At 71.6% G+C, this 23,541-nt stretch carries 18 protein-coding genes; 5 read left to right on the top strand and 13 right to left on the bottom strand.

What is annotated here, in order from left to right:
* Positions 1 to 2 precede the first annotated feature (2 nt).
* The 6 genes from ACFYW1_RS22005 to ACFYW1_RS21980 are packed head-to-tail and all read right to left on the bottom strand — an operon-like array spanning position 3 to position 7,737.
* Positions 3 to 1,988 carry a hypothetical protein gene (locus ACFYW1_RS22005; protein ID WP_388995552.1) on the bottom strand — a complete coding sequence of 662 codons (1,986 nt, stop codon included), beginning with the start codon at positions 1,986 to 1,988 and terminating at the stop codon, positions 3 to 5.
* 3 nt (positions 1,989 to 1,991) lie between these two features.
* Positions 1,992 to 3,782, bottom strand: a complete 1,791-nt coding sequence (locus tag ACFYW1_RS22000) for a heparinase II/III family protein (RefSeq protein WP_388995549.1) — start codon at positions 3,780 to 3,782, stop codon at positions 1,992 to 1,994.
* Positions 3,770 to 4,534 (bottom strand): SDR family NAD(P)-dependent oxidoreductase, encoded by a 765-nt coding sequence (locus ACFYW1_RS21995; RefSeq protein WP_384221245.1) that lies wholly within the window; start codon positions 4,532 to 4,534, stop codon positions 3,770 to 3,772. Before ACFYW1_RS21995 ends, ACFYW1_RS22000 begins: the two co-directional genes overlap by 13 nt.
* Before the next feature lie 44 nt (positions 4,535 to 4,578).
* The gene (locus tag ACFYW1_RS21990; RefSeq protein ID WP_388995546.1) at positions 4,579 to 5,502 is read right to left on the bottom strand and encodes a carbohydrate ABC transporter permease; all 924 of its coding nucleotides are present in this window, start codon (positions 5,500 to 5,502) and stop codon (positions 4,579 to 4,581) included.
* Entirely contained in the window at positions 5,489 to 6,457 is a 969-nt protein-coding gene (locus ACFYW1_RS21985; protein WP_388995542.1) for a carbohydrate ABC transporter permease, read from the bottom strand. Before ACFYW1_RS21985 ends, ACFYW1_RS21990 begins: the two co-directional genes overlap by 14 nt.
* 11 nt (positions 6,458 to 6,468) lie before the next feature.
* A complete protein-coding gene (locus ACFYW1_RS21980) occupies positions 6,469 to 7,737 on the bottom strand; it encodes an ABC transporter substrate-binding protein (protein WP_388995539.1) in 1,269 nt (422 codons plus the stop codon).
* A gap of 226 nt (positions 7,738 to 7,963) precedes the next feature.
* Between ACFYW1_RS21980 and ACFYW1_RS21975 the strand changes: the two genes are divergently transcribed.
* Positions 7,964 to 9,070 (top strand): LacI family DNA-binding transcriptional regulator, encoded by a 1,107-nt coding sequence (locus tag ACFYW1_RS21975; RefSeq protein ID WP_388995536.1) that lies wholly within the window; start codon positions 7,964 to 7,966, stop codon positions 9,068 to 9,070.
* A gap of 233 nt (positions 9,071 to 9,303) precedes the next feature.
* Positions 9,304 to 11,109 carry a protein-arginine deiminase family protein gene (locus tag ACFYW1_RS21970; protein WP_388995533.1) on the top strand — a complete coding sequence of 602 codons (1,806 nt, stop codon included), beginning with the start codon at positions 9,304 to 9,306 and terminating at the stop codon, positions 11,107 to 11,109.
* A 97-nt stretch (positions 11,110 to 11,206) separates the two neighbouring features.
* On the opposite strand, the gene katG is transcribed toward ACFYW1_RS21970, so the two are convergent.
* Positions 11,207 to 13,435 (bottom strand): catalase/peroxidase HPI, encoded by a 2,229-nt coding sequence (katG, locus tag ACFYW1_RS21965; protein WP_388995530.1) that lies wholly within the window; start codon positions 13,433 to 13,435, stop codon positions 11,207 to 11,209.
* A 431-nt stretch (positions 13,436 to 13,866) separates the two neighbouring features.
* Here katG and ACFYW1_RS21960 point away from each other — a divergent pair, with 431 nt between their 5' ends.
* Entirely contained in the window at positions 13,867 to 14,277 is a 411-nt protein-coding gene (locus ACFYW1_RS21960) for a Fur family transcriptional regulator (RefSeq protein ID WP_388995528.1), read from the top strand.
* A 79-nt stretch (positions 14,278 to 14,356) separates the two neighbouring features.
* Here the strand turns inward: ACFYW1_RS21960 and mmsB are convergent, their stop codons facing one another.
* The 3 genes from mmsB to chvE are packed head-to-tail and all read right to left on the bottom strand — an operon-like array spanning position 14,357 to position 18,246.
* A complete protein-coding gene (gene mmsB, locus ACFYW1_RS21955; protein WP_388995525.1) occupies positions 14,357 to 15,586 on the bottom strand; it encodes a multiple monosaccharide ABC transporter permease in 1,230 nt (409 codons plus the stop codon).
* A 9-nt stretch (positions 15,587 to 15,595) separates the two neighbouring features.
* Positions 15,596 to 17,128 (bottom strand): multiple monosaccharide ABC transporter ATP-binding protein, encoded by a 1,533-nt coding sequence (gene mmsA / locus ACFYW1_RS21950; RefSeq protein WP_388995522.1) that lies wholly within the window; start codon positions 17,126 to 17,128, stop codon positions 15,596 to 15,598.
* Positions 17,129 to 17,145: 17 nt separating this feature from the next.
* A complete protein-coding gene (gene chvE, locus ACFYW1_RS21945) occupies positions 17,146 to 18,246 on the bottom strand; it encodes a multiple monosaccharide ABC transporter substrate-binding protein (RefSeq protein ID WP_388995519.1) in 1,101 nt (366 codons plus the stop codon).
* Between the two features lie 224 nt (positions 18,247 to 18,470).
* On the opposite strand from chvE, the gene ACFYW1_RS21940 reads away from it, so the two are divergent.
* Both ACFYW1_RS21940 and ACFYW1_RS21935 read left to right on the top strand, forming a co-directional pair.
* Positions 18,471 to 19,241 (top strand): IclR family transcriptional regulator, encoded by a 771-nt coding sequence (locus ACFYW1_RS21940; protein ID WP_388995517.1) that lies wholly within the window; start codon positions 18,471 to 18,473, stop codon positions 19,239 to 19,241.
* Positions 19,238 to 20,098: an SMP-30/gluconolactonase/LRE family protein gene (locus tag ACFYW1_RS21935; protein WP_388995514.1), complete on the top strand. Its 861-nt coding sequence runs from the start codon at positions 19,238 to 19,240 to the stop codon at positions 20,096 to 20,098. Before ACFYW1_RS21940 ends, ACFYW1_RS21935 begins: the two co-directional genes overlap by 4 nt.
* A 131-nt stretch (positions 20,099 to 20,229) precedes the next feature.
* Here the strand turns inward: ACFYW1_RS21935 and ACFYW1_RS21930 are convergent, their stop codons facing one another.
* The 3 genes from ACFYW1_RS21930 to ACFYW1_RS21920 all read right to left on the bottom strand — a co-directional run bounded on the left by ACFYW1_RS21930 (position 20,230) and on the right by ACFYW1_RS21920 (position 23,532).
* Positions 20,230 to 21,192: a hypothetical protein gene (locus ACFYW1_RS21930; RefSeq protein ID WP_388995511.1), complete on the bottom strand. Its 963-nt coding sequence runs from the start codon at positions 21,190 to 21,192 to the stop codon at positions 20,230 to 20,232.
* A gap of 178 nt (positions 21,193 to 21,370) precedes the next feature.
* Positions 21,371 to 22,375, bottom strand: a complete 1,005-nt coding sequence (locus ACFYW1_RS21925) for a zinc-binding dehydrogenase (protein WP_388995508.1) — start codon at positions 22,373 to 22,375, stop codon at positions 21,371 to 21,373.
* A complete protein-coding gene (locus ACFYW1_RS21920; protein ID WP_388995505.1) occupies positions 22,372 to 23,532 on the bottom strand; it encodes a mandelate racemase/muconate lactonizing enzyme family protein in 1,161 nt (386 codons plus the stop codon). Before ACFYW1_RS21920 ends, ACFYW1_RS21925 begins: the two co-directional genes overlap by 4 nt.
* Positions 23,533 to 23,541 lie beyond the last annotated feature (9 nt).

Raw genomic sequence — 23,541 nt, 5'->3', positions numbered from 1 at the left:
ATTCAGCCGACCTTTCCCGTGTACGGCTCCGGGACGTCGAGCAGCACCCGGCCGTCCAGCTCCAGCCGGGTGGCCGCCACCACGTACGGGGCGCGCCCGGCACTTTCGAGCAGCACCGCAGCGGCGTCGGCCGACACCGCTTCGGTACGGATGCGGCGGGCGACGGGCGAGAGGAGCACCGTCTCCTCGCCGAGGACGACGCCCTCGCCCGCCGCGCATTCGGCCCGCCGCGCGTGGACCGGGCCGGGACCCGGGACGATCGCGGTGAGGAAGAGGCCGTTCGACGAACGCGCGGTCGTCGCACGCAGGGTGTGCAGGGTGCGGGTGAGGCGCAGCTCCGGCGTGCTGGACGTCGGATTGGCCTCGACCTCGGTGACCTCGGAGACGACCCGGGCGTCCAGCGGGGCGAATTGCCGCAGCAGCGCCGAGGCCGCCCCGGACCGGATCAGCCGGCCGCCGTCCGGCCGCGGCTCGGTCGGCCGGTCGGTCTGGAGCAGGAACGTCCACTCCCGCTCCGCGTCCGCCTCGGCGAGGTCCAGCAGCACGAGCCGCCCCGCCGGGGTGAACACCAGCGTCCGGTCCAGCCGCCGCACCCCGAGCGCCGGGTCGTACATCGCGGCGATCTCCGCCGTGGCGTGCGCCCAGCCGCAGCCGTCGGCGACCAGCACGTCGCGCTGCCGGGCCTGCCGCTCGTGGGGGATGTCCCGGTACACGTGGTACCGGTCCTCGTCCGCGTACCCCTGCCCGTCCACCAGCAGCAGATTGTGGTGCGCGGCCCGCTTGCGGTTGCTGTAGCCCTCGTCGACCGCCAGGAAAGCGCCCTGCGAGACCAGCACGAACGAGCCCGAATCGGGGTGGTGGTGCCCCTGGTTGAGGGTGTCCCAGCCCTTCTCCGCCCGGTGTTTCGCCGAGGTCTCCCACGCCTTGTGCCCGCCGCCGGGGCTCGCCTTGAACGAGACGAGCGTGGCGTCGTCGTCCCATCCGGTACGGGCGCAGAGCAGCCCGAGGTCCGGGAAGAACGCCCGCGTCCCGGTGGGCGGCGCGGCGGCCACGGACGGGTCGTACCAGAGGTGTTCGAGGTACGCCTCCGGCAGGATGCCCGGCCGTACCCCGCTCTCCGACGCCTCCTGCCACAGCAGTTCGCCCGAGGCGAGATCGCCCATCCACTGCGCCTCGGGGATGCCGTAGCGGGCCGCGAGACGGTAGTACAGGGCGGCGCTGTGCCCGCTGCGCCGGTCGTGGCAGTCGCCGTGGTCGACGTTGAACGCGAAGCCGGGCGCCGTCTGGTGCAGCCGGTAGCGGAAGGTGTTGCGGAGGAACCCGCCCCGCTCCCACCAGTCGATGCCCTCCGCCTCCTGGAGGAGGTCCAGGTGGATGGCGAGGAACGGCACTCCGTAGCGCCAGTAGACGACCCCCTCGGCGTGCGAACCGTCGTCCGGCATCAGGTCGAGGACCGTGCCGAGGTTCTCCCTGGCGCGCTCGGTCCACTCCTCCTTGCCCAGCACGTAACCGGCGGTCGCCAGGCCCGCGTAACAGATCCAGTTGTGGTTCTGCCAGTACGAGGACGACCACCAGCCGCCCTCGCTCGCCACCGCGAACTCGTACATCCGCCGCCCCTGGAGCAGCAGCTTGTACCGCAGCAGCGCCGCCACGTCGTCCGGCAGTTCGTCGCCGATCCACCGATGGGCGAGCGCGAGGTGGTGCAGCAGCCAGCCGGCGTCCAGGTCGTGGTCCGGCATGTGCGCCCGGCCCCAGTGCGGCAGCCGCACCGCCGCCTCGATCCAGCGTCGGCTCTCCGCCAGGTGGGCCGGATCGCCGCCGATCCGGTACGCGAGCGCCGGGTTGGAGGCGGCGGGCCCCAGCCAGGTGATGCTGGCGAGGGGATGGGTACGGGGCGGGGTCAGCCCGCGGTGGCGGGCGGCCTCCTCGTACAGCCGCGCCTCCTGGGCGGGGCGGGGGCCGGGCGGCGGGGTCGCCGAGAGCAGCAAGGGTCAGTCCTCCGTCCGAAACCGTGCGGAACTTCCGTCGGTCAGTGCGACGGTCAGCACTCCGTCGCCGTCCAGCCGCACCTCGCTCACGGCGGGGCCGGCCGACGCCGCCTGGTACACCGAGGCGAACGTGACCCGCTCCGCGCGCGCGGTGAAGTCGACCCGGGTGCACACCCGTTGCGGATCGTCCGCCGGGCCCGGGCCCGGCCGGGAGACCGGCCGCACGGTCCGGCCCGGGGTGTGGGTGTGCCGGCCGTGCAGGGTCTCGTCGCCGTACCAGGTGGTGTGCACCTCGCCCGAGGGCTGGAGCTGGACGTCCAGTGCGACACCGGGGCGCAGCTGCGCGGCCAGGCTCTGCTCGGTCCCGGCGTCCACGGTCAGCAGGTCGACCAGATAGCTGCCGCCGAGCACGACCCGGCGCACCGCCCGCACCCCCTCGTACGCCTCCGTCACCTCGACGGTGACGGACGAACCGTCCGAACCCAGCAGCCGGCCGGCGCACTCGGCCTGCTCCGCGCCGCCGGCCCGGAACGCGGGGTGCGCCCCGGTCGAGGCGTACAGCTCACGGAACTCCATGTGCGCGTACGGCACCTGACCGGGATCGGGCTGCCAGGGGGTGGTGTCCCCGTACAGGTACAACGACAGCTTGTCGCGGTGCCCGTGCGAGCCGCCGTGCGGACCGAAGTCCAGCAGCGCGTGGACGCCCGCGTGGCGCAGCACCGCGTACCCGGCCGTCGGGAACACCGTCACCGGGCCGGGCGCCGGACGCTCCGGCAGCGGCGGCCCGGCGAACCAGCCGCCCAGCTCGCCGTCGAGTCCGTCGTCGCTCCCGCCGAGCTCGGCCCGGGCCCGCCCGGCCACCGCGTCCAGAGCGGGGGAGGGCACCAGCTGCTGGGCCAGGGCCACGAGTTCGAGCCACTCCAGGGCGAGCGGACCGCGCAGGTACGGGCCGTCGTGCAGCGCCGGCAGGATGCCGCCCGGGGTGGCGATCGCCGCCAGCACGTCCGTCATCCCGGCCAGCACGTCCACCACGTCGGACGGCAGGGCGGCGGGGTCGGTGCCGCGCAGCGCCAGCAGCGCGGCCCGCAGCACGAACCCGTGGTAGTACGTGCTGCCCTCCCACTCCCAGCCGTCCTCGGCGACCGCGACCCGCAGATGCGCGTACAGCCCGTGCTCGCCCTCCAGCCACCGCTTCCCGCCGTCCCACTCCAGGCCGCGCGCCGCGGCCGCGGCACGGCTGGTCGCCGCACCGGCCGCGTTGAGCCACGCGGTGTAGTTGGAGGCCAGGTGGCCCTGGCCGGTGAGCAGGTCCCGGGCGCCGAGAGCGGCCTCCTCCAGCGAGTCCAGCAGCGGCAGCACCCCGGCCAGGTCGTCGGTGGAGCGCTCGGCGAGCGTGAGCACGGCGTGCCCGATGTTCACCGCCCAGATGGCGTCGGTCAGCGCCTGGTGGAACAGCCGGCCGCGCAGCATCCAGCCCTGCGCCTCGCCGTGCCGCTCGGTGGCCAGCTCCGCGTACAGCCCGGCGTACTCCACCAGCCGTGCCACCGACTCGGCGCGCTCCCCGCGGTGCGCGAGCACCCGTAGGTGCCGCGCCCACGCCTGGTGCGACAGCACCAGCCAGGCGCCGCGCACCGCCTCGTCGTCCACCCGGCAGCCGTACGCGCAGCGCGCACCGCCCTCGGGGAACACCCCGGCCAGCAGATCACCGTGGTCGAGCTCCACGCCGTGCGCCGGGCAGACGTACGCGTGCCACCAGCCGCCCCGCTCCCGGGCGATCCGCCTCAACGCGGCCACACGCCACCGTCGATGTCCACCGTGGTGGCGGTCAGGAAACCGGACGAGGGCGAGGCCAGGTGCACGACCGCGGCGGCGACGTCCTCCGGCGTGCCGGCCCGACCGACCGGGATGCCCGCCTCCATCGCCTGCTGCGCCTCGGGGGCGGTGAACGTGTCGTGGAAGGCGGTGCCCTTGATGAAGCCGGGGGCCACGGTGTTGACCGTGATGCCGGTGCCGCCGAGCTCCTTGGCCAGGCCCTTGGTGAAGCCGCGGACCCCGGCCTTGGCCGCCGCGTAGGCCACCGAACCGGGACCGCCGCCGTTGTGCGCGGCCAGCGAGGACATGGTGACGATGCGCCCGGCCGAGGATTCCTTCAGGTGCGGCAGGGCGGCCCGCACGGTACGGAACGTGGACGTCAGATTGGTGGAGAGGACCTTGTCGAAGTGGTCGTCGGACATCTCGGCGACGGTGGCCCGGCCGATCAGATGGCCCGCGTTGCAGACGAGGACGTCCAGGCCGCCGAGGAAGCCGGTCGCCTCCTCGACGAGCCGGTCCACATCGGCGGTCACCGTGACATCGGCCCGGAACGCCTTCGCCCGGCGGCCCAGCGCCTCGATCGCGGAGACCGTCTTCGCGGCCTCGTCGGCGGAGGAGTGGTAGTGGACGGCGACATCGGCACCGGCCTCGGCGAGCGCGACGGCGATGGCGCGGCCGATTCCGTGGCCCGCCCCCGTCACCAGTGCGCGGGAGCCGTTGAGATCAGCAGACATGGGGTGAGAACCTTTCGAGGACCGGCCGCTCGGACCGGAACCGGTCACTTGAGACCGGCGGTTGCGAATCCCTGCACGAAGTAGCGCTGGCCGATGAGGAAGAGAATGACCATGGGCAGGGTGGCCAGCGTGGTGCCGGCCATCAGGAAGTGCCACTGGGTGCCGTTCTCCGTCTTGAAGACGGAGAGCCCCACCTGGATCACCCGCAGGCTGTCCGTGCGGGTCACCAGCAGCGGCCACAGGAAGTTGTTCCACGACGACTCGAAGGTCAGCAGCGCCACGGTGGTGAGCGCGGGCTTGACCTGCGGGGTCATGATGCGGGCGTAGATCCGGAACTCGCCCAGGCCGTCGAGCCTGGCCGCCTCCTCCAGCTCCACCGGGAGGTCCAGGTAGAACTGGCGGAACAGGAAGACCGCGAACGGGGTGACCGCGCCCGGCACGATGAGCGCCCACCACGAGTCCAGCCAGCCGCTGCCGCCCTGGCCGAAGATGTCGTTGCCGCCGGCCAGCGGCATGAAGCGGACGATGAGGAACTCCGGCAGGACCTTGGTGTAGGTCGGGATCATCAGCGCGGCGATGAACAGGTAGAAGATGACCTCGCTGCCCCGGAACCTGATCCGGGCCAGCGCGTACCCGGCCATCGACGCCACGACCACGTTGATGAGGGTGTGACTGAAGGCGATGATGAAACTGTTGCGCGCGTACGTCGCGAACGGCGCCGCCTTCAGCGCGTCGACGTAGTTCCCGAACGCCCAGTGCTCGGGCAGCAGTCCGGCGTCCTGCGAGGCGATCTCCACCGGCGTCTTGAGCGAGGTGAGCACCATCCAGACGAACGGCACCACCATGAGCAGGGAGACGACGGTGAGGGTCAGGTAGAGCGCGATCCGGCCGGCGGTGAGCGGCTTGCCGTTCTTCACCGGCCGGGACCTGCCCGTGGCCCCCGGCGCGTGCAGCTCAGTTGTGGCCACGGGTGCCTCCCATGATCCGCCGGTTGACCAGGGTGAAGCCCATCAGCAGCACGAACAGCACCAGCGACTGCGCGCAGGCGTAGCCGACGCGGAACTCCCGGAAGGCGGACTTGTAGATCTCGTACGTCATCATCGTGGTGCTGTTGGCGGGGCCGCCGTCGGTCAGGATGTAGATCTGGTCGAAGGACTGGAACGCGCTGATCATCGACGTGATGAGCACGAAGAACGTCGCGGGCTTCAGCAGCGGCAGCGTGATCGAGAAGAACTGCCGGACCTTCGAGGCGCCGTCCACCGAGGCCGCCTCGTACAGCTCCTTGGGCAGGGACTGCAGCGCGGCCAGGTAGATGAGCATCTTCATGCCGATGCCCTGCCAGATGCCGACCAGGATCACCGACGGCATCGCCCACGAGGTCGAGGAGAGCCAGGCAGGTCCGTCGATCCCGAGGAACGACAGGAGCGTGTTCAGCAGCCCGTTGCCCGGGTTGTAGATCCACAGCCAGACCAGCGCGATGGCGACGGTCGCCGTCACCTGCGGCAGGAAGACCGCGGTGCGGAAGACGCCCCGCGCCTTCAGCCCGGTGTGCAGCGCCAGGGCCGTCAGCAGCCCCAGCATCATGCCGAACGGCACGGTGAAGAAGGTGTAGACGACGGTGTTGACGATGGACTTGCGGAAGACCGCGTCGCCCATCATGTCCCGGAAGTTGTCCAGCCCCACGAACTGCGGCGGCGTCAGCACGTCGTACTTGGTGAAGGCCAGCACCACCGAGGCGACGACCGGCAGACCGATCCAGAGCGAGGCGTGCAGCAGCGCGGGCGCCACCATGAGCATGCCGGCACGCTGCCTGCGGCGCCCCGGTCCCACCGGTGCGCGGCCGGGACGCTTCTTCGCGACCGGGCGCCCGGCGGGGGAGGGCGGCCGGGCGGGCCGGGCCTTGAGTACGGATGTTGCTCCCACGGTACGGGTCCTTACATCCGGCCGATGGCGGCCTCGGCGAGCCGGCCGAGTTCCGCGATGGCGTCCTTCGCGGACTGGCTGCCCACGATCGCGGGCTCCAGCGTGGGCTTGATCTTCTCGCGGATCTCCATCCAGGCGGCGGTGCCGCCCTCGGAACACGCGTCACCCATGCTCCGCAGGGAGAGGTCGACGAACTTGTTCTCCTTCACGTACGAGGTGTCGCTGAGGTCCTTCAGACCGGGCACCGAACCACGCTGCCTGGCGGCGCCGATGATCGACTCGGGCGTGGCCAGGTACTCGACGAGCGCGCGGGCCGCCGCCGGGTGCTTGGAACTGGCGGACTGGGTGACGAGGGTGCCGCCCTGGAGCATGGCGGGCTTGCGGTTGGCGAGGATGAACGCCCCGAGCTTGTCGTCCTTCAGCAGGTCCGGCGTCTGCTCCTCGGCCTGCTTCCAGAGCGCGCTGGTCGTCATCATCATCGACGCCCTGCCGGTCTGTACGTTGGCCGGGGCGCCGGCGTCCGTCTTCTTGGCGTAGTCGGCGGAGCCGTCCGCGATGAGGTCCTTGAAGAACTGCAGGGCCTCGACCCCGCGGGCGTCGGTGAACAGCACCTTCTTGCCGTCGGCGCTGAACAGCTGGCCGCCGTTGGCGAACAGGAAGGTCTCCCAGCACTGGCGCAGATCGATCGAGAACGGGTCGAAGCCGATCCTGCCGTTCCTGGTCAGCTGCTTGGCCACGGCGCGCAGCTCGGCCCAGTTCGCCGGGGTCTTCTTGATGCCCGCCTCGGCGAAGTGGTCCTTGCGGTAGACGACGATGCGGGTGTCGAGGACGACCGGCAGCGCGTACAGCTTGCCGTCGTACCGGGAGGGCTCCAGCACCCGCTTCTCGTAGTCGTGCGCGGCGGCGAGCTTCTCCGGCAGTTCGGCGATCGCCTTCTTCGCGGCGAACGGCGGGATCCAGCCCACGCCCATCATCAGCACGTCGGGCAGCAGACCGCCCGCGAGACCGGTGGTGATCTTCTCGTTGAGCTGTGCGTACGTGGTGTAGTCCACGTTCACCTTGACGTCCGGGTACTTCTTCCGGAAGCCGCCGAGGATCTCCTTCTCCAGCAGCGTCTTGCCGTCGGCGCCCTCGTAGATCGGGGTGAGCAGGGTGATCTCGCCTTCGGCGGGACCGTCGGCCGAGCCGGCCGTCGACGTACCCGTTCCGCACCCGCCGAGGGCTGCGGCAGCGGTGCCCGCGCCTATGGCGGCAAGCAACGACCGTCTTCTGAGTTCCATGGGACACCCCTTTTGAGGCGGAGGCTGTGGATCGATCCAGCGATGGCATCCCGACAGTGGCTGGGAAGTGCTGGTAAATCGATGCAGTGATGCTAGGAACGCCTTCAGAGGGACGTCAACAGCTGATGCACATGAATTTTCGGGGACGTTAACTGGTGAACCGGTGAACCTTGTTCAGTAAATCGATACACTGCTACGGTCAGACCGATTCCGAACCGGAGGTGGCATGAGCGGGGTAACGATCCATCAGGTCGCGGAGGCCGCCGGGGTCTCCGCGAGCACGGTCTCCAACGTCCTGAACGGGCGGACGAACCGCATGCAGGCGGCGACGCTGGCCCGCGTGGAGCAGGTGATCGAGCAGCTCGGCTACCGGCCCAACCGCGCGGCACGGATGCTGCGCACCGGACGCATCAAGGTCATCGGCCTCATCGTGCCGTCCGTCGCCAACCCCTTCTGGGGGGCGCTCGCCCGGGAGCTGGAGGCCATCGCGCTCGCCGAGGGCTACCACGTGCTGCTCTGCAACAGCGAGCGCGACCCGGCCCGCGAGCTCAAGTACGGCGAGGAACTGCTCGCGGACGGGGTCAGCGGAGTGGTGCTCTGCTCCTCGCTGCCCTCGCTCGAACACGTGACGCCGCTGCTCAGCCGCGGTCTGAAGATGGTCGCCTTCGACCGCGCCGCGCAGGCGGGCGACCCGCCGTCACTGGCCTCGATCAGTGTCGACAACGCGATGGGCGCCGAGCTCGCCACCCGCCATCTGATCGAACTCGGCCACCGGAGGCTGGCTTTCGTCTCCGGTTCGGTGCACAGCGTCAACCGCCGCGAGCGACTGCGCGGCTTCCGGACGGCCCTGGAGTCGGCCGGCCTCGACCCGGCCGACGCGATCGTCTGGCCCGGCGCCGACACCGCCGAGTTCGGCGACAAGGACGCGGCCGAACTGGGCCGGAACGCGGCCAGGGAACTCCTCTGCGGCCCCCGCCCGCCCACCGCGTTCGTCGCCATCAACGACATGTGCGCGATCGGCATCTGCCGGGGGGCCAAGGACGCCGGACACAGCGCGGGCCAGGACGTGTCCGTGGTCGGCTTCGACGACATCCTCCTCGCCGACCTCTTCGAACCCCCGCTCACCACGGTCCGCCAGCCGCTGCCGGAGATGGCCGCGGAGACGTTCCAGCAGCTGCGGGCCCGGATCGACTCGGCCCCCGCGGCGGGACGCTCCCTGCTCATTCGGCCGAGGCTGGTCGTCCGCGAGTCGACGGCCCCGGCCCCGGTACGGAGCGACGCGCCGGTCACGGTGCCCGCGGCGAAGCGGTCGACGCAGGGCCAGCCGGCCTGAGACGCGCTCAGGGCCCGGCGCCCGGAGCGACGGGCCCCGGCCACCGGCGGGCGGACCGGTCGGCCCTCGGGTCCAGCGGCCTTTCGGCCCGTGGGTGGGGCACCCCGGCGGTTACTGCATCGAAGGGTTTACTCCCGGCTCGCCCCCGTGCAGGACGTGCCCGGGGGGCGGCGGGCGGCACAGTGGAGCGCGATCCAGCTTCCCCTGACGGCACTGTCCCGGAAGGCACTTCCATGCACTTCTCCGCCGACCCGCCCCGCCCCGCGCTGCGAGCCGTGGTGACCGGTATCTGCTGCGCCGCGGTGACGGCGTCCGTGCTGGCCCCGGTCGACGCGGGTGCCACCCCGCGCCCCGCGGCCGAAACGCCCGTACCCCGGATCGAAGCACCGCTCGGCACGGTGTTCCTGCCCAACCTCGACGACGACTCGCGCCGTTGCACCCTGCTCCCCGGCGACCTCGACCGGCTGGACGTGGCCGTGGACGAACGCCTCGCGGCCTGCCACGACGCCGCGGACGAGGTGGTGAACGGCCCCGAGGACGCCAAGGACCTCACCCCGCTCCTGGTGCCGCCCGCGGCGGTCGGCGAGGACGCCGTCGGCAGGCTCACGGTGCCCGCCGCGCAACGGCCGTACGCCCGGATCTTCGTACGGGAGGGCGACCGGTACACCCCGCTCGGTGCCGACGGGACCCTGACCGCACGCGACCTGCGCCGCGGCGTGCGCCTCGCCGTCGAGGGGCGGGACGTCGTCCGCGACCGGACCCGGTGGGACGGCCGCGTCGTCGTCACCCTCGCCGTCACCGACCGCGGGCGCACCGCCGGCACACGGGTCGCGATGAGCGTCGCCCCCGTCCTCCTCCAGCACGACCTCCAGCGCGCCCGGCACGTCTTCGCCGCCGCCCCCGGGAAGGGCCCGGGACAGCCCGCGGAGGTCCCGACCGCCACCCGGGTGCCCGGCGGGTGGAAGGAGTTCGCCGGGTCGCTGCGCGCCGCGACCCGCGCCGTGGGCATCCCCGACCGCGAACTGGACTTCCAGCCGGGCGGCGCCCAGTGGTGGAAGGACATCTGGCGGCAGGACATCGCCGAACCGGCCTATGTGACCAGGCCGGGCCCCGGCGGGCCGCGGACGATGCGGATCCTGCTGCGCTCGCCGAACTACTGGAAGTCCCCCGACGGCACGAGTGCGAGCCTGCGGCGGGCCGGGCGACTCCTCTTCAAGGACCTGCGCGGACCGGGCGTGGGCGTCGTCCAGCAGTACACCACCGACCGCCCGGACAGCGTCGACGAACTCCTCAACTTCACCGGCAACATCGAGTCGCTGCCCCCGTACCGGGGCTACCCGAAGGGCCGCGTGGTGTACGGGAGCTCGGCGGACCGCCGCCCCGACCCGTCATTTGTGCGGATGCTGCGCGACCAGCGGGAACAGCCACCCGTGGTGATCGACACCTCGTGGCTGCTGGTCGGCCACGCCGACGAGACCGTGCACGTCGTGCGCGCCGACAACGCGCGCGGCTGGACCCTCGCCGTCTCCGACCCCCGGCTCGCGATCGGGTTGCTGAAGAAGGTCCGGGCGGCGGGGGAGGGCGGGCAGCGGCTGTTCGCCGACACCGACGCGGAGGACAAGCCCACCGTCGACGAGTTCCTGCGCCACGAAGCCACCAAGGGCGACAACGAGGACGCCGCACGCCGCATCGACGAGCAGGTGCGGGTCCTGCTGCGGGCGACCGGGCTGAAGCCCGCCGAACTGGTGCGGCTGCCGGTGCTCTACTTCCGGGTGACCGACACACCGGGGGCTAACGGCCGCCACATCGCCTTCTCCCCGGCCCTGGCCAACGGCCTGTCGCTGACGGCCGGGGACTTCGCGGCCCCCGCGCCGCACGGCCCCCGGATCGCCGGACGCGACCTGTTCCGGGCGGAGGCCGAGCGGCGGCTGGCGGCGAACGGCGTACGGGTGCACTGGGTGGAGAACTTCTCCTGGGCCCACCTCGGCGGCGGCGAGGTGCACTGCGCGACGAACGCGCTGCGCGACATCGGCCGGTAGCACGACCGGTGCCGGATGCCGGTCGCCGGCGACCGGGCGGGGCCGGGCCGGGCGAAGGTGCCCGGCCCCGCCACCGCCCGGCGGGGCGCCGGACGCGTCAGACGAGGTCGAACCGGTCGAGATCCATCACCTTGGCCCACGCCGCGACGAAGTCGCGCACGAACTTCTCCTTCGCGTCGTCGCTCGCGTAGACCTCGGCGAGGGCGCGCAGCTCCGAGTGCGAGCCGAACACCAGGTCGGCGCGGGTGCCGGTCCACTTGACCTCGCCCGTGGCGGAGTCGCGGCCCTCGAAGACGTCCTGCGCCTCGGACGCCGACGTCCACGTCGTCCCCAGGTCGAGCAGGTTGACGAAGAAGTCATTGGTCAGCGTGCCCGGGGCGTCGGTGAGGACACCGTGTCCGGACTGCTGGTGGTTGGCGCCCAGGACGCGCAGGCCGCCGACGAGGACGGTCATCTCGGGCGCGCTCAGCTCCAGCAGGTTCGCCCGGTCGAGCAGCAGGTACTCGGCACGCAGCCGGTTGCCCTTGCCGACGTAGTTGCGGAATCCGTCGGCGGCCGGCTCCAGGGCGGCGAACGACTCCACGTCGGTCTGCTCCTGCGTCGCGTCGACGCGGCCCGGCGTGAACGGCACCTCGACGCCCACGCCGCCGTCCGCGGCCGCCCGCTCGACGGCCGCGGTGCCCGCGAGCACGATCAGGTCGGCCATCGAGACCTGCTTGCCGCCGGTCTGCGCGGAGTTGAAGGACTCCTGGATGCCCTCCAGGGTGCGCAGCACCGCCGCCAGGTCGTCGGGGTTGTTGACCTCCCAGCTCCGCTGCGGCTCCAGGCGGATCCGGCCGCCGTTGGCGCCGCCGCGCTTGTCGCTGCCGCGGAAGGACGAGGCCGAGGCCCACGCGGCGGACACGAGCTGCGGGACGGTGAGGTCCGAGCCCAGGATCCGCTCCTTGAGGGAGGCGATGTCCGCGGCGTCGATCAGCTCGTGGGTGCGCTCGGGCAGCGGGTCCTGCCACAGCTGGACCTCGGCGGGGACCTCCGGGCCGAGGTAGAGCGAGACCGGGCCCATGTCGCGGTGGGTCAGCTTGAACCACGCGCGGGCGAAGGCGTCGGCGAACTCGTCCGGGTTCTCGTAGAAGCGCCGCGAGATCCGCTCGTAGACCGGGTCGAAGCGGAGCGACAGGTCGGTGGTGAGCATCGTCGGGAGGTGCTTCTTCGACGGGTCGTGCGCGTCGGGGATGATCGCCTCGGCGTTCTTCGCCACCCACTGGTGGGCGCCGGCCGGGCTCTTGCCGAGCTCGTACTCGTACTCGAAGAGGTTCTTGAAGAACTCGTTGCTCCACCGGGTCGGGGTGGAGGTCCAGGTGACCTCCAGACCGCTGGTGATGGCGTCGCCGCCCTTGCCGGTGCCGTACGTGCTCGCCCAGCCCAGGCCCTGCGCCTCGATCGGGGCGGCCTCGGGGTCGGCGCCCACGTTGTCGGCCGGGCCCGCGCCGTGGGTCTTGCCGAAGGTGTGGCCGCCCGCGATGAGGGCGACGGTCTCCTCGTCGTTCATCGCCATGCGGCGGAACGTCTCCCGGATGTCGCGGGCCGCGGCGACCGGGTCCGGATTGCCGTTGGGGCCCTCGGGGTTGACGTAGATGAGGCCCATCTGCACGGCGCCCAGCGGGTTCTCCAGCTCCCGGTCACCGGTGTAGCGCTCGTCGCCGAGCCAGGTGGTCTCCGGGCCCCAGTAGACGTCCTCCTCGGACTCCCACACGTCCGCGCGGCCGCCCGCGAAACCGAAGGTCCTGAAGCCCATCGTCTCCAGCGCGACGTTGCCGGTGAGGATCAGCAGGTCGGCCCAGGAGATCGACTGGCCGTACTTCTTCTTGACCGGCCACAGCAGACGGCGGGCCTTGTCGAGGTTGCCGTTGTCCGGCCAGCTGTTGAGCGGGGCGAAACGCTGCTGCCCCGCGCCCGCGCCGCCGCGGCCGTCGCTGATCCGGTACGTGCCGGCGCTGTGCCAGGCCATGCGGATCATCAGCGGGCCGTAGTGGCCGAAGTCGGCGGGCCACCAGTCCTGCGAGGTGGTCAGCACCTCCGCGATGTCCCGCTTCACGGCCGCCAGGTCGAGGGCCCGGAACGCCTCGGCGTAGTCGAACTCCTCACCGAGCGGGTTCGCGACGGCGGGGTTCTTCGCGAGAATCTTCAAGTTGAGGCGCTCGGACCACCACTGGCGGTTTCCGCCGCCCTGCGTGGGGTGCGGCGCACGCTCGTGCGCGACGGGGCAGCCACCGCTTGCCCCCTCCGCCTCCGGGACGGTGACGGACGCGTCGTGGTTCTCAGACATGGGAATCCTTCCGGGCCGAGCGGGTCACATCGTTCAGAAGCCATGAGCACAGGTCCACGGGTGCTGCTGGTACGGGAATCGCCGGTACGGGGGTCACCGACTTCGTGACGGACTGCCGCGCGAAGCGCGCGTTCGGGGAGGCGGGTGGGACGCCCCGACGCCCAGGCACCGGGCGTCCCCCTCGGTCCTGAAGGGCGTGCCATGCGCGTTCGCCGTTCGTCGGAGAGCACCGCTCGTCACGTCCGCAGTGGTCCCCTCATGTCTCAGTCTCCCGTTGTACCGGACTTTCCCGTTCCCTTGGCCTGCGCTGGGATCGATCCTACGATCGACAGGGTCCAGGTCAAGAAGCACGTCTGTTCCGAATTCGGTCGGAAGCTGTACGGCTGCCGCTGGAACCCGGTACTTCAACGAGCCTGAATGGATGAACCGATATGAGCGACCTGCTGGAGCGGCTGCGGGGACGCGGTTGGCGGGTGACCTCTCAGCGGCGTGTCGTCGCCGAGGTCCTCGACGGCGACCACGTGCACCTGACGGCCGACGAGGTGCACGCCCGCGCGGCGGAGCGGCTGCCGGAGATCTCCCGGGCGACCGTCTACAACACCCTGGGGGAGATGGTCTCGCTCGGCGAGGTCATGGAGGTCTCCACCGACGGCCGCGCGAAGCGCTACGACCCCAACGCCCATCGCCCGCACCAGCACCTGGTGTGCTCGGGCTGCGGTCTGATCCGCGACGTGCGTCCGACGGGCGACCCGCTGGCCGGGCTGCCGGACGGCGAACGGTTCGGTTTCACCGTGTCCGGGGCCGAGGTCACGTACCGGGGACTGTGCCCGGCGTGCCGCTGAGGCGTGTTCCGAAGGTCCCCGTGGGAGGGCGGGAGGGCCCGGACACCGCGTGGCGTCCGGGCCCTCCCGCACGGTCTGCTCACCTCCCCGCCCTGCGTTTGTTCCAGACGTCGAAGCCGACCGCCGCCAGCAGTACGAGCCCCTTGATGACCTGCTGGTAGTCGGTGCCGATGCCGACCAGTGACATGCCGTTGTTGAGCACGCCGAGCACCAGGCCGCCGATGACGGCACCCATCACGGTGCCGACCCCGCCGCTCATCGACGCACCGCCGATGAACGAGGCCGCGATCGCCTCCAGTTCGAAGTTGAGCCCCGCCTGGGGCGTGCCCGCGTTGAGCCGAGCGGCGTACACGCAGCCCGCGAGCGCGGCCAGTACCCCCATGTTGACGAAGACCAGGAAGGTGACGCGCCTGTCCTTGACGCCGGACAGTTTGGCGGCGGCCCGGTTGCCGCCGAGCGCGTACACATGGCGCCCGACGACCGCGTTGCGCATCACGTGGCCGAGGCCGAGCAGCAGGGCGCACATGATGAGCATGACGACGGGCACGCCGTGGAAGCTGGCCAGGGTGAGGGCGAAGGCGACGACCGCGGCGGTCATGGCGGTGCACTTGGCGATCCACAGACCGGTGGGCGGCACCTCCAGCTCGTACGCCAACTGCCGCTTGCGATCGCGCCATTCGCGCAGCAGCAGGAAGGCGACGGCGACCAGAGCGAGGACGAGCGTCGGGTTGTGGTACTGGGTGTAGGGGCCCATTTCCGGGATGAAGCCCTGCGCGATGTTCTGGAATCCCTCGGGGAACGGTGCCAGCGACTGGCCCTCCAGCACGATCTGGGTGAGGCCCCGGAAGAGCAGCATCCCGGCCAGCGTCACGATGAACGACGGGATGCCCAGGTACGCGATGAAGAAGCCCTGCCACGCGCCCGCCGCCGCGCCGATCAGCAGCGACAGGGCGAGCGCGAGGACCCAGGGCATGTCGTGCCTGACCATCATCACGGCCGACATGGCGCCGACGAACGCCACCAGGGAGCCGACCGACAGGTCGATGTGGCCCGCGATGATGACGATCATCATGCCCATGGCCAGGATGAGGATGTATCCGTTCTGCTGGATCAGGTTGGAGACGTTGTTCGGCAGCAACAGGGTGCCGTCGGTCCAGATCTGGAAGAGCAGCACGATCAGGACGAGTGCGATGAGCATGCCGTACTGGCGCATGTTGGCGCGCACGGAGTCCCGCAGCAGGCTCAGGGCCGAAGGGCGGGCGGACGACGAGGGGGAGGCGCCCGCCGCAGGAGTGGTCGTGGTGGTCATGACGGAGCCTCAGCCTCTGTTCATGGTCATGTGGCGCATCAGCAGTTCCTGCGTGGCGTCGGCGCGGGCGACCTCACCGGTCAGCCGGCCCTCGGCCATGGTGTAGATCCGGTCGCACATCCCGAGGAGTTCGGGCAGCTCGGAGGAGATGAACAGCACGGCCCTGCCCTGCGCGGCGAGCCGGTCGATGACGGTGTAGATCTCGTACTTGGCGCCGACGTCGATGCCTCTGGTCGGCTCGTCGAGGATCAGCACATCGGGGTCGGCATGGATCCATCTGCTCAGCACGACCTTCTGCTGATTGCCGCCCGAGAGCCTTCCCACCTGCTCGAAGACGCTGGGGGCCTTGATGTTCATGGACGTGCGATAGCCCTCGGCCACCGAGCGTTCGTGGTGTCCGTCCACGACGCCGCGCCGGCGCATGCCGGGCAACGAGGCCAGCGAGATGTTGCGGGTGATGTTGTCGATGAGGTTGAGGCCGTAGTGCTTGCGGTCCTCGGTGACGTACGCGAGCCCCGCCGCCATCGCCGCGGGGACGGTCCTGGTGGACACCTCGCGCCCGCGCAGGTGGACGCTTCCCGCCTCGTACCGCCCGTAGGAGCGGCCGAACACCGACATCGCCAGCTCGGTGCGGCCCGCGCCCATCAGCCCCGCGATGCCGACGATCTCGCCGCGGCGCACGGTCAGCGAGACGTCGTCGACGACCTTGCGCTGCTGGTCCACGGGGTGGCGGACGGTCCAGCCGCGCACTTCGAGCACGACCTCGTCGGTCCCGTCGTGGCGGGTGCGTTCGGGGAAGCGCTGGTCGAGGTCGCGGCCGACCATCGAGCGGATGATGCGGTCCTCGTCCGGCGCCGGTGCGTCGGACGGGTTGTCGCGGACCGTCAGCGATTCGATGGTGCGGCCGTCGCGCAGCACCGTCACGGTGTCGGCGATCGCCCGGATCTCGTTCAGCTTGTGGGAGATGATGATGCTGGCGATGCCCTGTTCGCGCAGTTCCAGGATGAGGTCGAGGAGCTGGGCGCTGTCCTCGTCGTTGAGCGCCGCCGTCGGCTCGTCGAGGATCAGCAGCTTCACCTCCTTGGCGAGCGCCTTGGCGATCTCCACCAGTTGCTGCTTGCCCACGCCGAGGTCGGCGACCGGCGTCTGCGGCCTCTCGCGCAGCCCGACCCGTTCGAGCAGCCGGCTCGCCCTGCGCAGGGTCTCGTTCCAGTCGACGATCCCGCGGGCGGAGGTCCGCTCGTTGCCGAGGAAGATGTTCTCGGCGATGGAGAGGTGCGGCACGAGTGCCAGCTCCTGATGGATGATGACGATGCCGCGCTTCTCGCTGGCCCTGATGGACCGGAAGGCGACCCGCTCGCCCTCGAAGCGGATCTCCCCCTCGTAGCTCCCGTGCGGATGCACCCCGCTGAGGACCTTCATCAGCGTGGACTTGCCCGCGCCGTTCTCGCCGCAGATCGCGTGGATCTCGCCGGACCGCACGGTGAGGTTCACCCCGCAGAGGGCCTTGACGCCCGGGAACTCCTTGGTGATCGCGCGCATTTCGAGCACCGGCCGGGTCACGAGAGCTGCCCGGCCGTGAAGTAGCCCTCGGTGACCAGGAGTTGGGTGTTGGTCTTGTCGATGCTGACCGGTTTCAGCAGGTACGAGGGAACCACCTTCTTGCCGTTGTCGTAGTCCTTCACGTTGTTGACCTCGGGCTTCCTGCCGTTCAGCACCGCATCGCCCATCCGGACGGCCTGGGCGGCGAGCTTGCGGGTGTCCTTGAAGACGGTCTGGGTCTGCTCGCCCGCGATGACGGACTTCACCGAGGCCAGCTCGGCGTCCTGGCCGGTCACCACGGGCAGCGGCTGCCCCCGGGTGCCGTACCCCGCGCTCTTGAGGGCGGAGATGATGCCGAGGGAGATCCCGTCGTACGGGGAGAGCACCGCGTCGACCCGCGCGTCGCCGTAGTTCTTGCTGATGAGGTCGTCCATCCGCTTCTGCGCGGTGCCGCCGTCCCAGCGCAGGGTCGTTGCCTGGCTCAGCTTCTTCTGTCCGCTGCGGACGACGAGGCGGCCGCTGTCCAGATACGGCTTCAGGACCTTGATGGCGCCGTTCCAGAAGTACTTGGTGTTGTTGTCGTCGGGGGAGCCCGCGAACAGCTCGATGTTGTACGGCCTGCCGGGCCCGTCCAGGCCCAGCTCGTCGGCGATGTACCGGGCCTGGAGCATCCCGACCCGCTCGTTGTCGAACGAGGCGTAGTAGTCGACGCTGCCGGTGCCCATGATCAGCCGGTCGTACGCGATGACGGGGATGCCCGCGTCCTCGGCCCGGCGCAGCACGTCGGTGAGGGCGGAGCCGTCGATGGCGGCGACCACCAGGAGCCGGTGGCCCTTGGTGATCATGTTCTCGATCTGGGCGACCTGGTTCTCGACCTTGTCGTCGCCGTACTGGAGATCGGCCCTGTAGCCCGCCTTGCGGAACTGCTCGGCCATGTTCCGGCCGTCCGCTATCCAGCGTTCGGAAGCCTTGGTGGGCATGGCGAGGCCGACGGTGCCGCCCTTTCCGGTTTCGGCCCGGTAGCGGCTGCCGCCGCGGGCCTCCTGGCCGCAGGCGGTGAGGGAGAGGACGAGGAGTGCCGCGAGCGCGGCCGCGGTGCAGGGGGTACGGGTGCGCATGGATCAGTCCCGTTCGATATATCGACACACGTTCGAAATGTTGGCGAGACGGTAAGCGGCGGTTCCGAGGGGTGTCAATGGGGCGTGCAGGGCGGGGAGTTGCGGGGTTCGGGGCCGGAAGTCGGGCGAGGGGCGCATTGCCGGGCGGCTGACCTGCTGGATACGCTGACGTTCGTCATACCGGTCAAGGGCCGGAGTATCGAACGAAAGGTGGTGGAGCGGCTATGGGGCGGCTCGTCCCCGCGGTGACCAGAGCGCTGGACATCCTCGAACTCTTCCTGCAGGGCGACGGTACGCTCTCCGCACCCGAGATCACCCGCAGGCTCCAGCTCCCGCGCACCACCGTGCACGAGCTGCTGACCACCCTGGCGGCCCGTGCCTACCTGGTCCCGGTCCCCGACCAGCCGGGACGCTACCGGCTCGGGGTGCGCACCCACCAGCTCGGCAGCCGGTACGCGGAACAGCTCGACCTCGCCGCGGAGGGCCGGCAGGTGGCCCGCGAGATCGCCGAGACCTGCGGCGAGACGGTGCACGTCGCGATCCTGGAGGACCTCGACGTCATCTACATCGCCAAGGTCGACTCCACCCACGCCGTACGGATGGTCTCGGCCGCCGGCCGCAGGCTCCCCGCGCACTGCACCTCGGTGGGGAAGATGCTGCTCGCCTCGCTGCCCGAGGGCGAGTTCGAGGCCCGGATCGCGGACGCGGAACTGGTCGCGATGACCCCCAACAGCATCGTCGAGCCCGACGCGCTGCGCGAGGCCCTCGACGCGGTGCGCGAGCGGGGCGTCGCGGTCGAGCACCAGGAGTCCAACCCGGACGTGAGCTGTGTCGCCGCGCCCGTGCGCGACGGCTCGGGCCGGGTCGTCGCCGCCCTGTCGATCTCCGTGCCCATGGTCCGCTGGACCGACGGGCGCGAGGGCGAGCTGGCCGGGCTGGCGGCCAGGGGGGCGGCGGACCTGTCGGAACGCCTGGGACACCGGGGCGGGAGGTGAGGGCCGGGGACCGCGCGCGCTTCGAGGTCGCCGTGCCCGAAAAGGCCGCGCTGGGCGAGGGGCCCACCTGGGACCCCGTGGCCGAGCGGCTGATCTGGGTGGACATCCTGGGCTCGCGGATCCACACCTTCGCCCCGGCCACCGGGCGGCGCTCGGTCATGGTCACCGAGCAGCACGTCGGGGCCGCGAAGCCCCGGGCGGGCGGCGGCCTCGTGGTGAACCTGCGCGACGGCATCGGGCTGTACGGGACGGACGGGGCGTTCGGCTGGCTGCGGCGCGACCCCGTGCCCGGCAGGCGCGGCAACGACGCGGTCGTCGCCGCCGACGGGACGCTGTGGGCGGGCACGATGCGCTACGACGAGACCCCGGGCGGCGGCTCGCTGACCCGTGTCGCGACCGACGGCACCGCCACCGAGGTGTTCGGGTCCGTGGCCGTCAGCAACGGCACGGGCTGGAGCCCCGACGGCTCGCTGATGTACTACGTGGACAGCCCCACGCGCCGCATCGACGTCTGCCGCATGGGCGGCGGAATCCCGCTCGACCGGCGGCCGTTGGTGACGCTGGGGCCGGGCGAGGGCTTCCCCGACGGGCTGTCCGTCGACGCGGACGGCTGTGTGTGGGTCGCGCTCTGGGACGGGGGCCAGGTGCGCCGCTACACCCCGGACGGCGCTCTCGACCGGACGGTCGAGCTGCCCGTGCGCCGCCCCACCGCGTGCGCCTTCGGCGGCCCCGGACTGCGCGATCTCTACATCACCACGGCGCGTACCGGCCTGACGGCACCTCACCCGCTCTCCGGCTCGCTGCTGGTCGTCCCCGGGGCCGGACAGGGGCTGCCGGGGACCGCGTTCGGAGGCTGAGGCGGAGGGGCACCCGAAGGCCCCGGCCGTCCCTCGCCGCGCCGGCGAGCGGGCCGACCGGGGGCCGGTGCGCGTGGCGGCGGCCGCCGCCCCGGGAGGAACGTGACGGCGGCCGCTGCCGTACGGGGGGCTCAGCTCTCGAACCGATGGAGCGTCCCCGGCAGCCGCGACCCGAGCGGGGACATCCCGCCCTCCGCGCCGTGCCGGGCCAGCAGGTCGAGGGCGAGGCGCCCGCGCCGCACCCTCTCGCGCGCGGTGGCGAGCACGGTGTCGCGCAGGTGCTGCCCCGAGGGGTAGAGCGAAGGAGCCTTCGCCAGGCCGAACTTGAGGTACAGCGGGGCACCGCGACGGATCAGCTCGGCGATCTCGTACATCCGGACGTAACCCCCGAGGTCGTCCGGAGCCTCCACGTACATGTCCATCGGGGCGCCCGAAACCCTCCGGATCTCGGTGAGCTGGGCGAGTGTCAGATCGGACGGAACGTTCAGCGAGTCGGCGCCCAGACGCTCGTACACGGCGTACGCGGCGGGGTTGACCGGACCGATCAGTGCCGAGACCTTCAGCGTCGTGTCCGCCGGGATCAGCCCCTGGAGCCGAGCCCTGTGCAGCGTCCACAGCACGCCCTCGTCCGCGACGAGCAGGCACTTCACACCCAACTCGGTTGCCCGCAGGGCGTCTTCGACGCATCCGGCCACCGCGTCGTGCCCCCGGGCGCGCAGCCCGGCGCCGCGCGAGTCGGTCCGGGTGGATCCTCCGATGTCCCAGGTGCCGCGCGGTCCGGTGAACAGGCAGAGTTCGACGGAGCGCTCGGCCGCGGCCCCGGCCATCTCGGTGATCTCGGCGTCGCTGAGCATCCAGACGCCGCTGCCCTGACTGACGCGGTGCACGGGCACGTCGAGGCGGGCGGCCTCCTCGAGGACGACGGCCAGGGCCTCGGGGCCCTCGACGGAGGGGATCTCGGTGCGCCACAGGCCGCCGTCGGGGAAGACGTGCGGCGAGGCGTCGACGGGGGAGCGGGCGGGCGCCCCGATGCCCAGGGCGCTGAGCGCGGGTTCGCCGGGGCGGCGGGGGAGGGCGGAAACCGGCTGGGACACGGTGACTCCTTGCGGAACGTTCGACGTGGTCGTTCGATGGCGCGGATGGCATTCGGGGGATGGGTGCGCGGCGGTACGGAAATCCGGAGGAGCCCCGTACCGGCGCGTGCCCGTGGGCGGCGGCCGGCTCCGAAGCCGTCGTCCAGGGGCTGTTCCGCCGGGGGTTGCGGGACCGTCCTCAGGGGCGCAGCAGAACCTTGCCGACGCGGGGACCGCCGCCGACCAGGTCCATGGCCCGGCCGAAGTCGGCGAGCGGAAGTTCGTGGGTGACCAGCGGCAGGGGCGCGAGCAGTCCGGCGGCGAAGGCGCGGACCGCGTGCGCCCAGGCGCCCGGTGGTGCGCCGAACACCGTGTGCACCTCCAGTTGTCGTACGACGAGGTCGGTCGGGTCGAGCCCGTCCGCGCCGGGCGAGGGGATGCCGGTGAGCACCAGCCGGCCGCCGCGCCGCAGCAGCGAGGCCGAGGTGGAGGCGGCCGACGCGGCACCGGCCGCCTCCACCACCACATCGAAGCCCTCGTCGCCGCGCACCTCGTCGTGGAGGCGGTACGCCGTCGCCCCGAAGGCGCGTGCGGTCTCCTCACGGCCGGCGCGGATGCCCACCATCAGGAGCTCGGCGGGCGACGAGGCGGTCAGCAGCTGCGCGGCGAGCATGCCGAGGGTGCCGGTGCCGACGACGGCGACCCGGTCGCCGGGGCGCACGCCCGCCTTGAGCGCGGCGGCGGCCACGCACGCGGCGGGCTCCAGGAGCGCGGCGGCCGTCAGGTCCGCGCCGTCGGGCAGGAGGTGCAGCAGCCGGGCCGGCAGGGTGAGCGTGGGGGCCATCGCGCCGGGCTCGGTGAAGCCGGTCTCCGCGTAGCCCGCCGTGCACAGGGTGGTGTCGCCCGCGTGGCAGCGCTCGCACACCTGACAGTTGCGGAAGCCCTCGCCGACCGCCCGGCGCCCGACCAGTGCGCCCGGCACCCCCTCGCCCACCCCGGCGACGGTCCCGGACCACTCGTGGCCGGGCGTGAGGGGGTAACGGACGTACCCGGCGGGCCTGTTGCCCTGGTGGACCTCGCGGTCGCTGCCGCAGATCCCGACCGCGTGCACCCGCACCAGGGCCTCGCCGGGGCCCGGTGGGCGCGGGGTGTGCGGGACCAGCCGGAAGGAGCCGGGGGTCTCGACGACGACGGCGCGGCTCACCGTGCGCCCCCGTCGGGGTCGCGCTTCTCCCAACCCTCCGCCCACAGGTCGAACCGCGCCCGCTGCTGCGGGAACTCGGCTGCCGCCTCCACGTCGAGCTCGACGCCGAGGCCGGGCTCGTGGGACAGCTCGAAGTAGCCGTCCACGACCTGCGGGGCGCCCCTGACGACCTTCTTGATCTCCGCGTCCGCGAAGTCGTTGAAGTTTTCGAGGATCTTGAAGTTCGGTGTGGTGAAGCCGACTTGGAGCGAGGCCGCCGTCAGGACGGGGCCGCCCACGTTGTGCGGGGCGACCAGCGTGTAGTGTGCCTCGGCGGTCGCGGCGAGCTTGCGGGTCTCCCAGATGCCGCCGATGTGGCCGACGTCGGGCTGGATGATGTCGACGGCCTGGCTCTCGAACAGCTCGCGGAACTCGATCCGGTCGTGGATGCGCTCGCCCGTGGCCACCGGCACGTCCACCCTCGCGGCCACCTTCTCCAGGGCCTTGAGGTTCTCCGGCGGCACCGGCTCCTCCAGCCACGCGGGCCTGAACGGTGCCAGCTCGTGGGCGAGGCGGATCGCCGTCGCGGGCGAGAAGCGGCCGTGCATCTCCAGCATCAGTTCCGCGTCGGGTCCGATCGCGTCCCGCACGGCCTCGATCAGCGACACGGCGTACAGGCTCTGCTCGTGGTCGAGTTCGTAGTGCCCGGTGCCGAACGGGTCGATCTTCAGGGCCCTGTACCCGTGCTCCACCACCGCCCGCGCGGCCGCGTGGTACGCGTCGGGGGTGCGCTCGGTGGTGTACCAGCCGTTGGCGTACGCCTTGACCCGGTCGGTCACCTTCCCGCCGAGCAGTTGCCAGACGGGCACGCCGAGTGCCTTGCCCTTGATGTCCCAGCAGGCCGTCTCGATCACCGCGATGCCGGACATGACGATCTCGCCCGCCCGTCCGTAGTCGCCGTACTTCATGCGCCGTACGAGGTCCTCCACCGCGAACGGGTCGGAGCCGACGATGTGGTTGGCCCGCGCCTCCGCGAGGTAGCCCAGGAGCGCGTCGGTGTGGCCCAGCATGCGGGTCTCGCCGACACCGGTGATTCCCTCGTCGGTGTGCACCTGGACGTAGGTCAGGTTTCGCCAGGGGGTCCCGACCACATGCGTGCTGATTCCCGTGATGCGCACGGCGATCAC

This window comes from Streptomyces sp. NPDC002669 (genome assembly GCF_042889165.1).
Lineage (GTDB): Bacteria > Actinomycetota > Actinomycetes > Streptomycetales > Streptomycetaceae > Streptomyces.
This window is presented reverse-complemented; position numbering and strand designations above follow the sequence as displayed.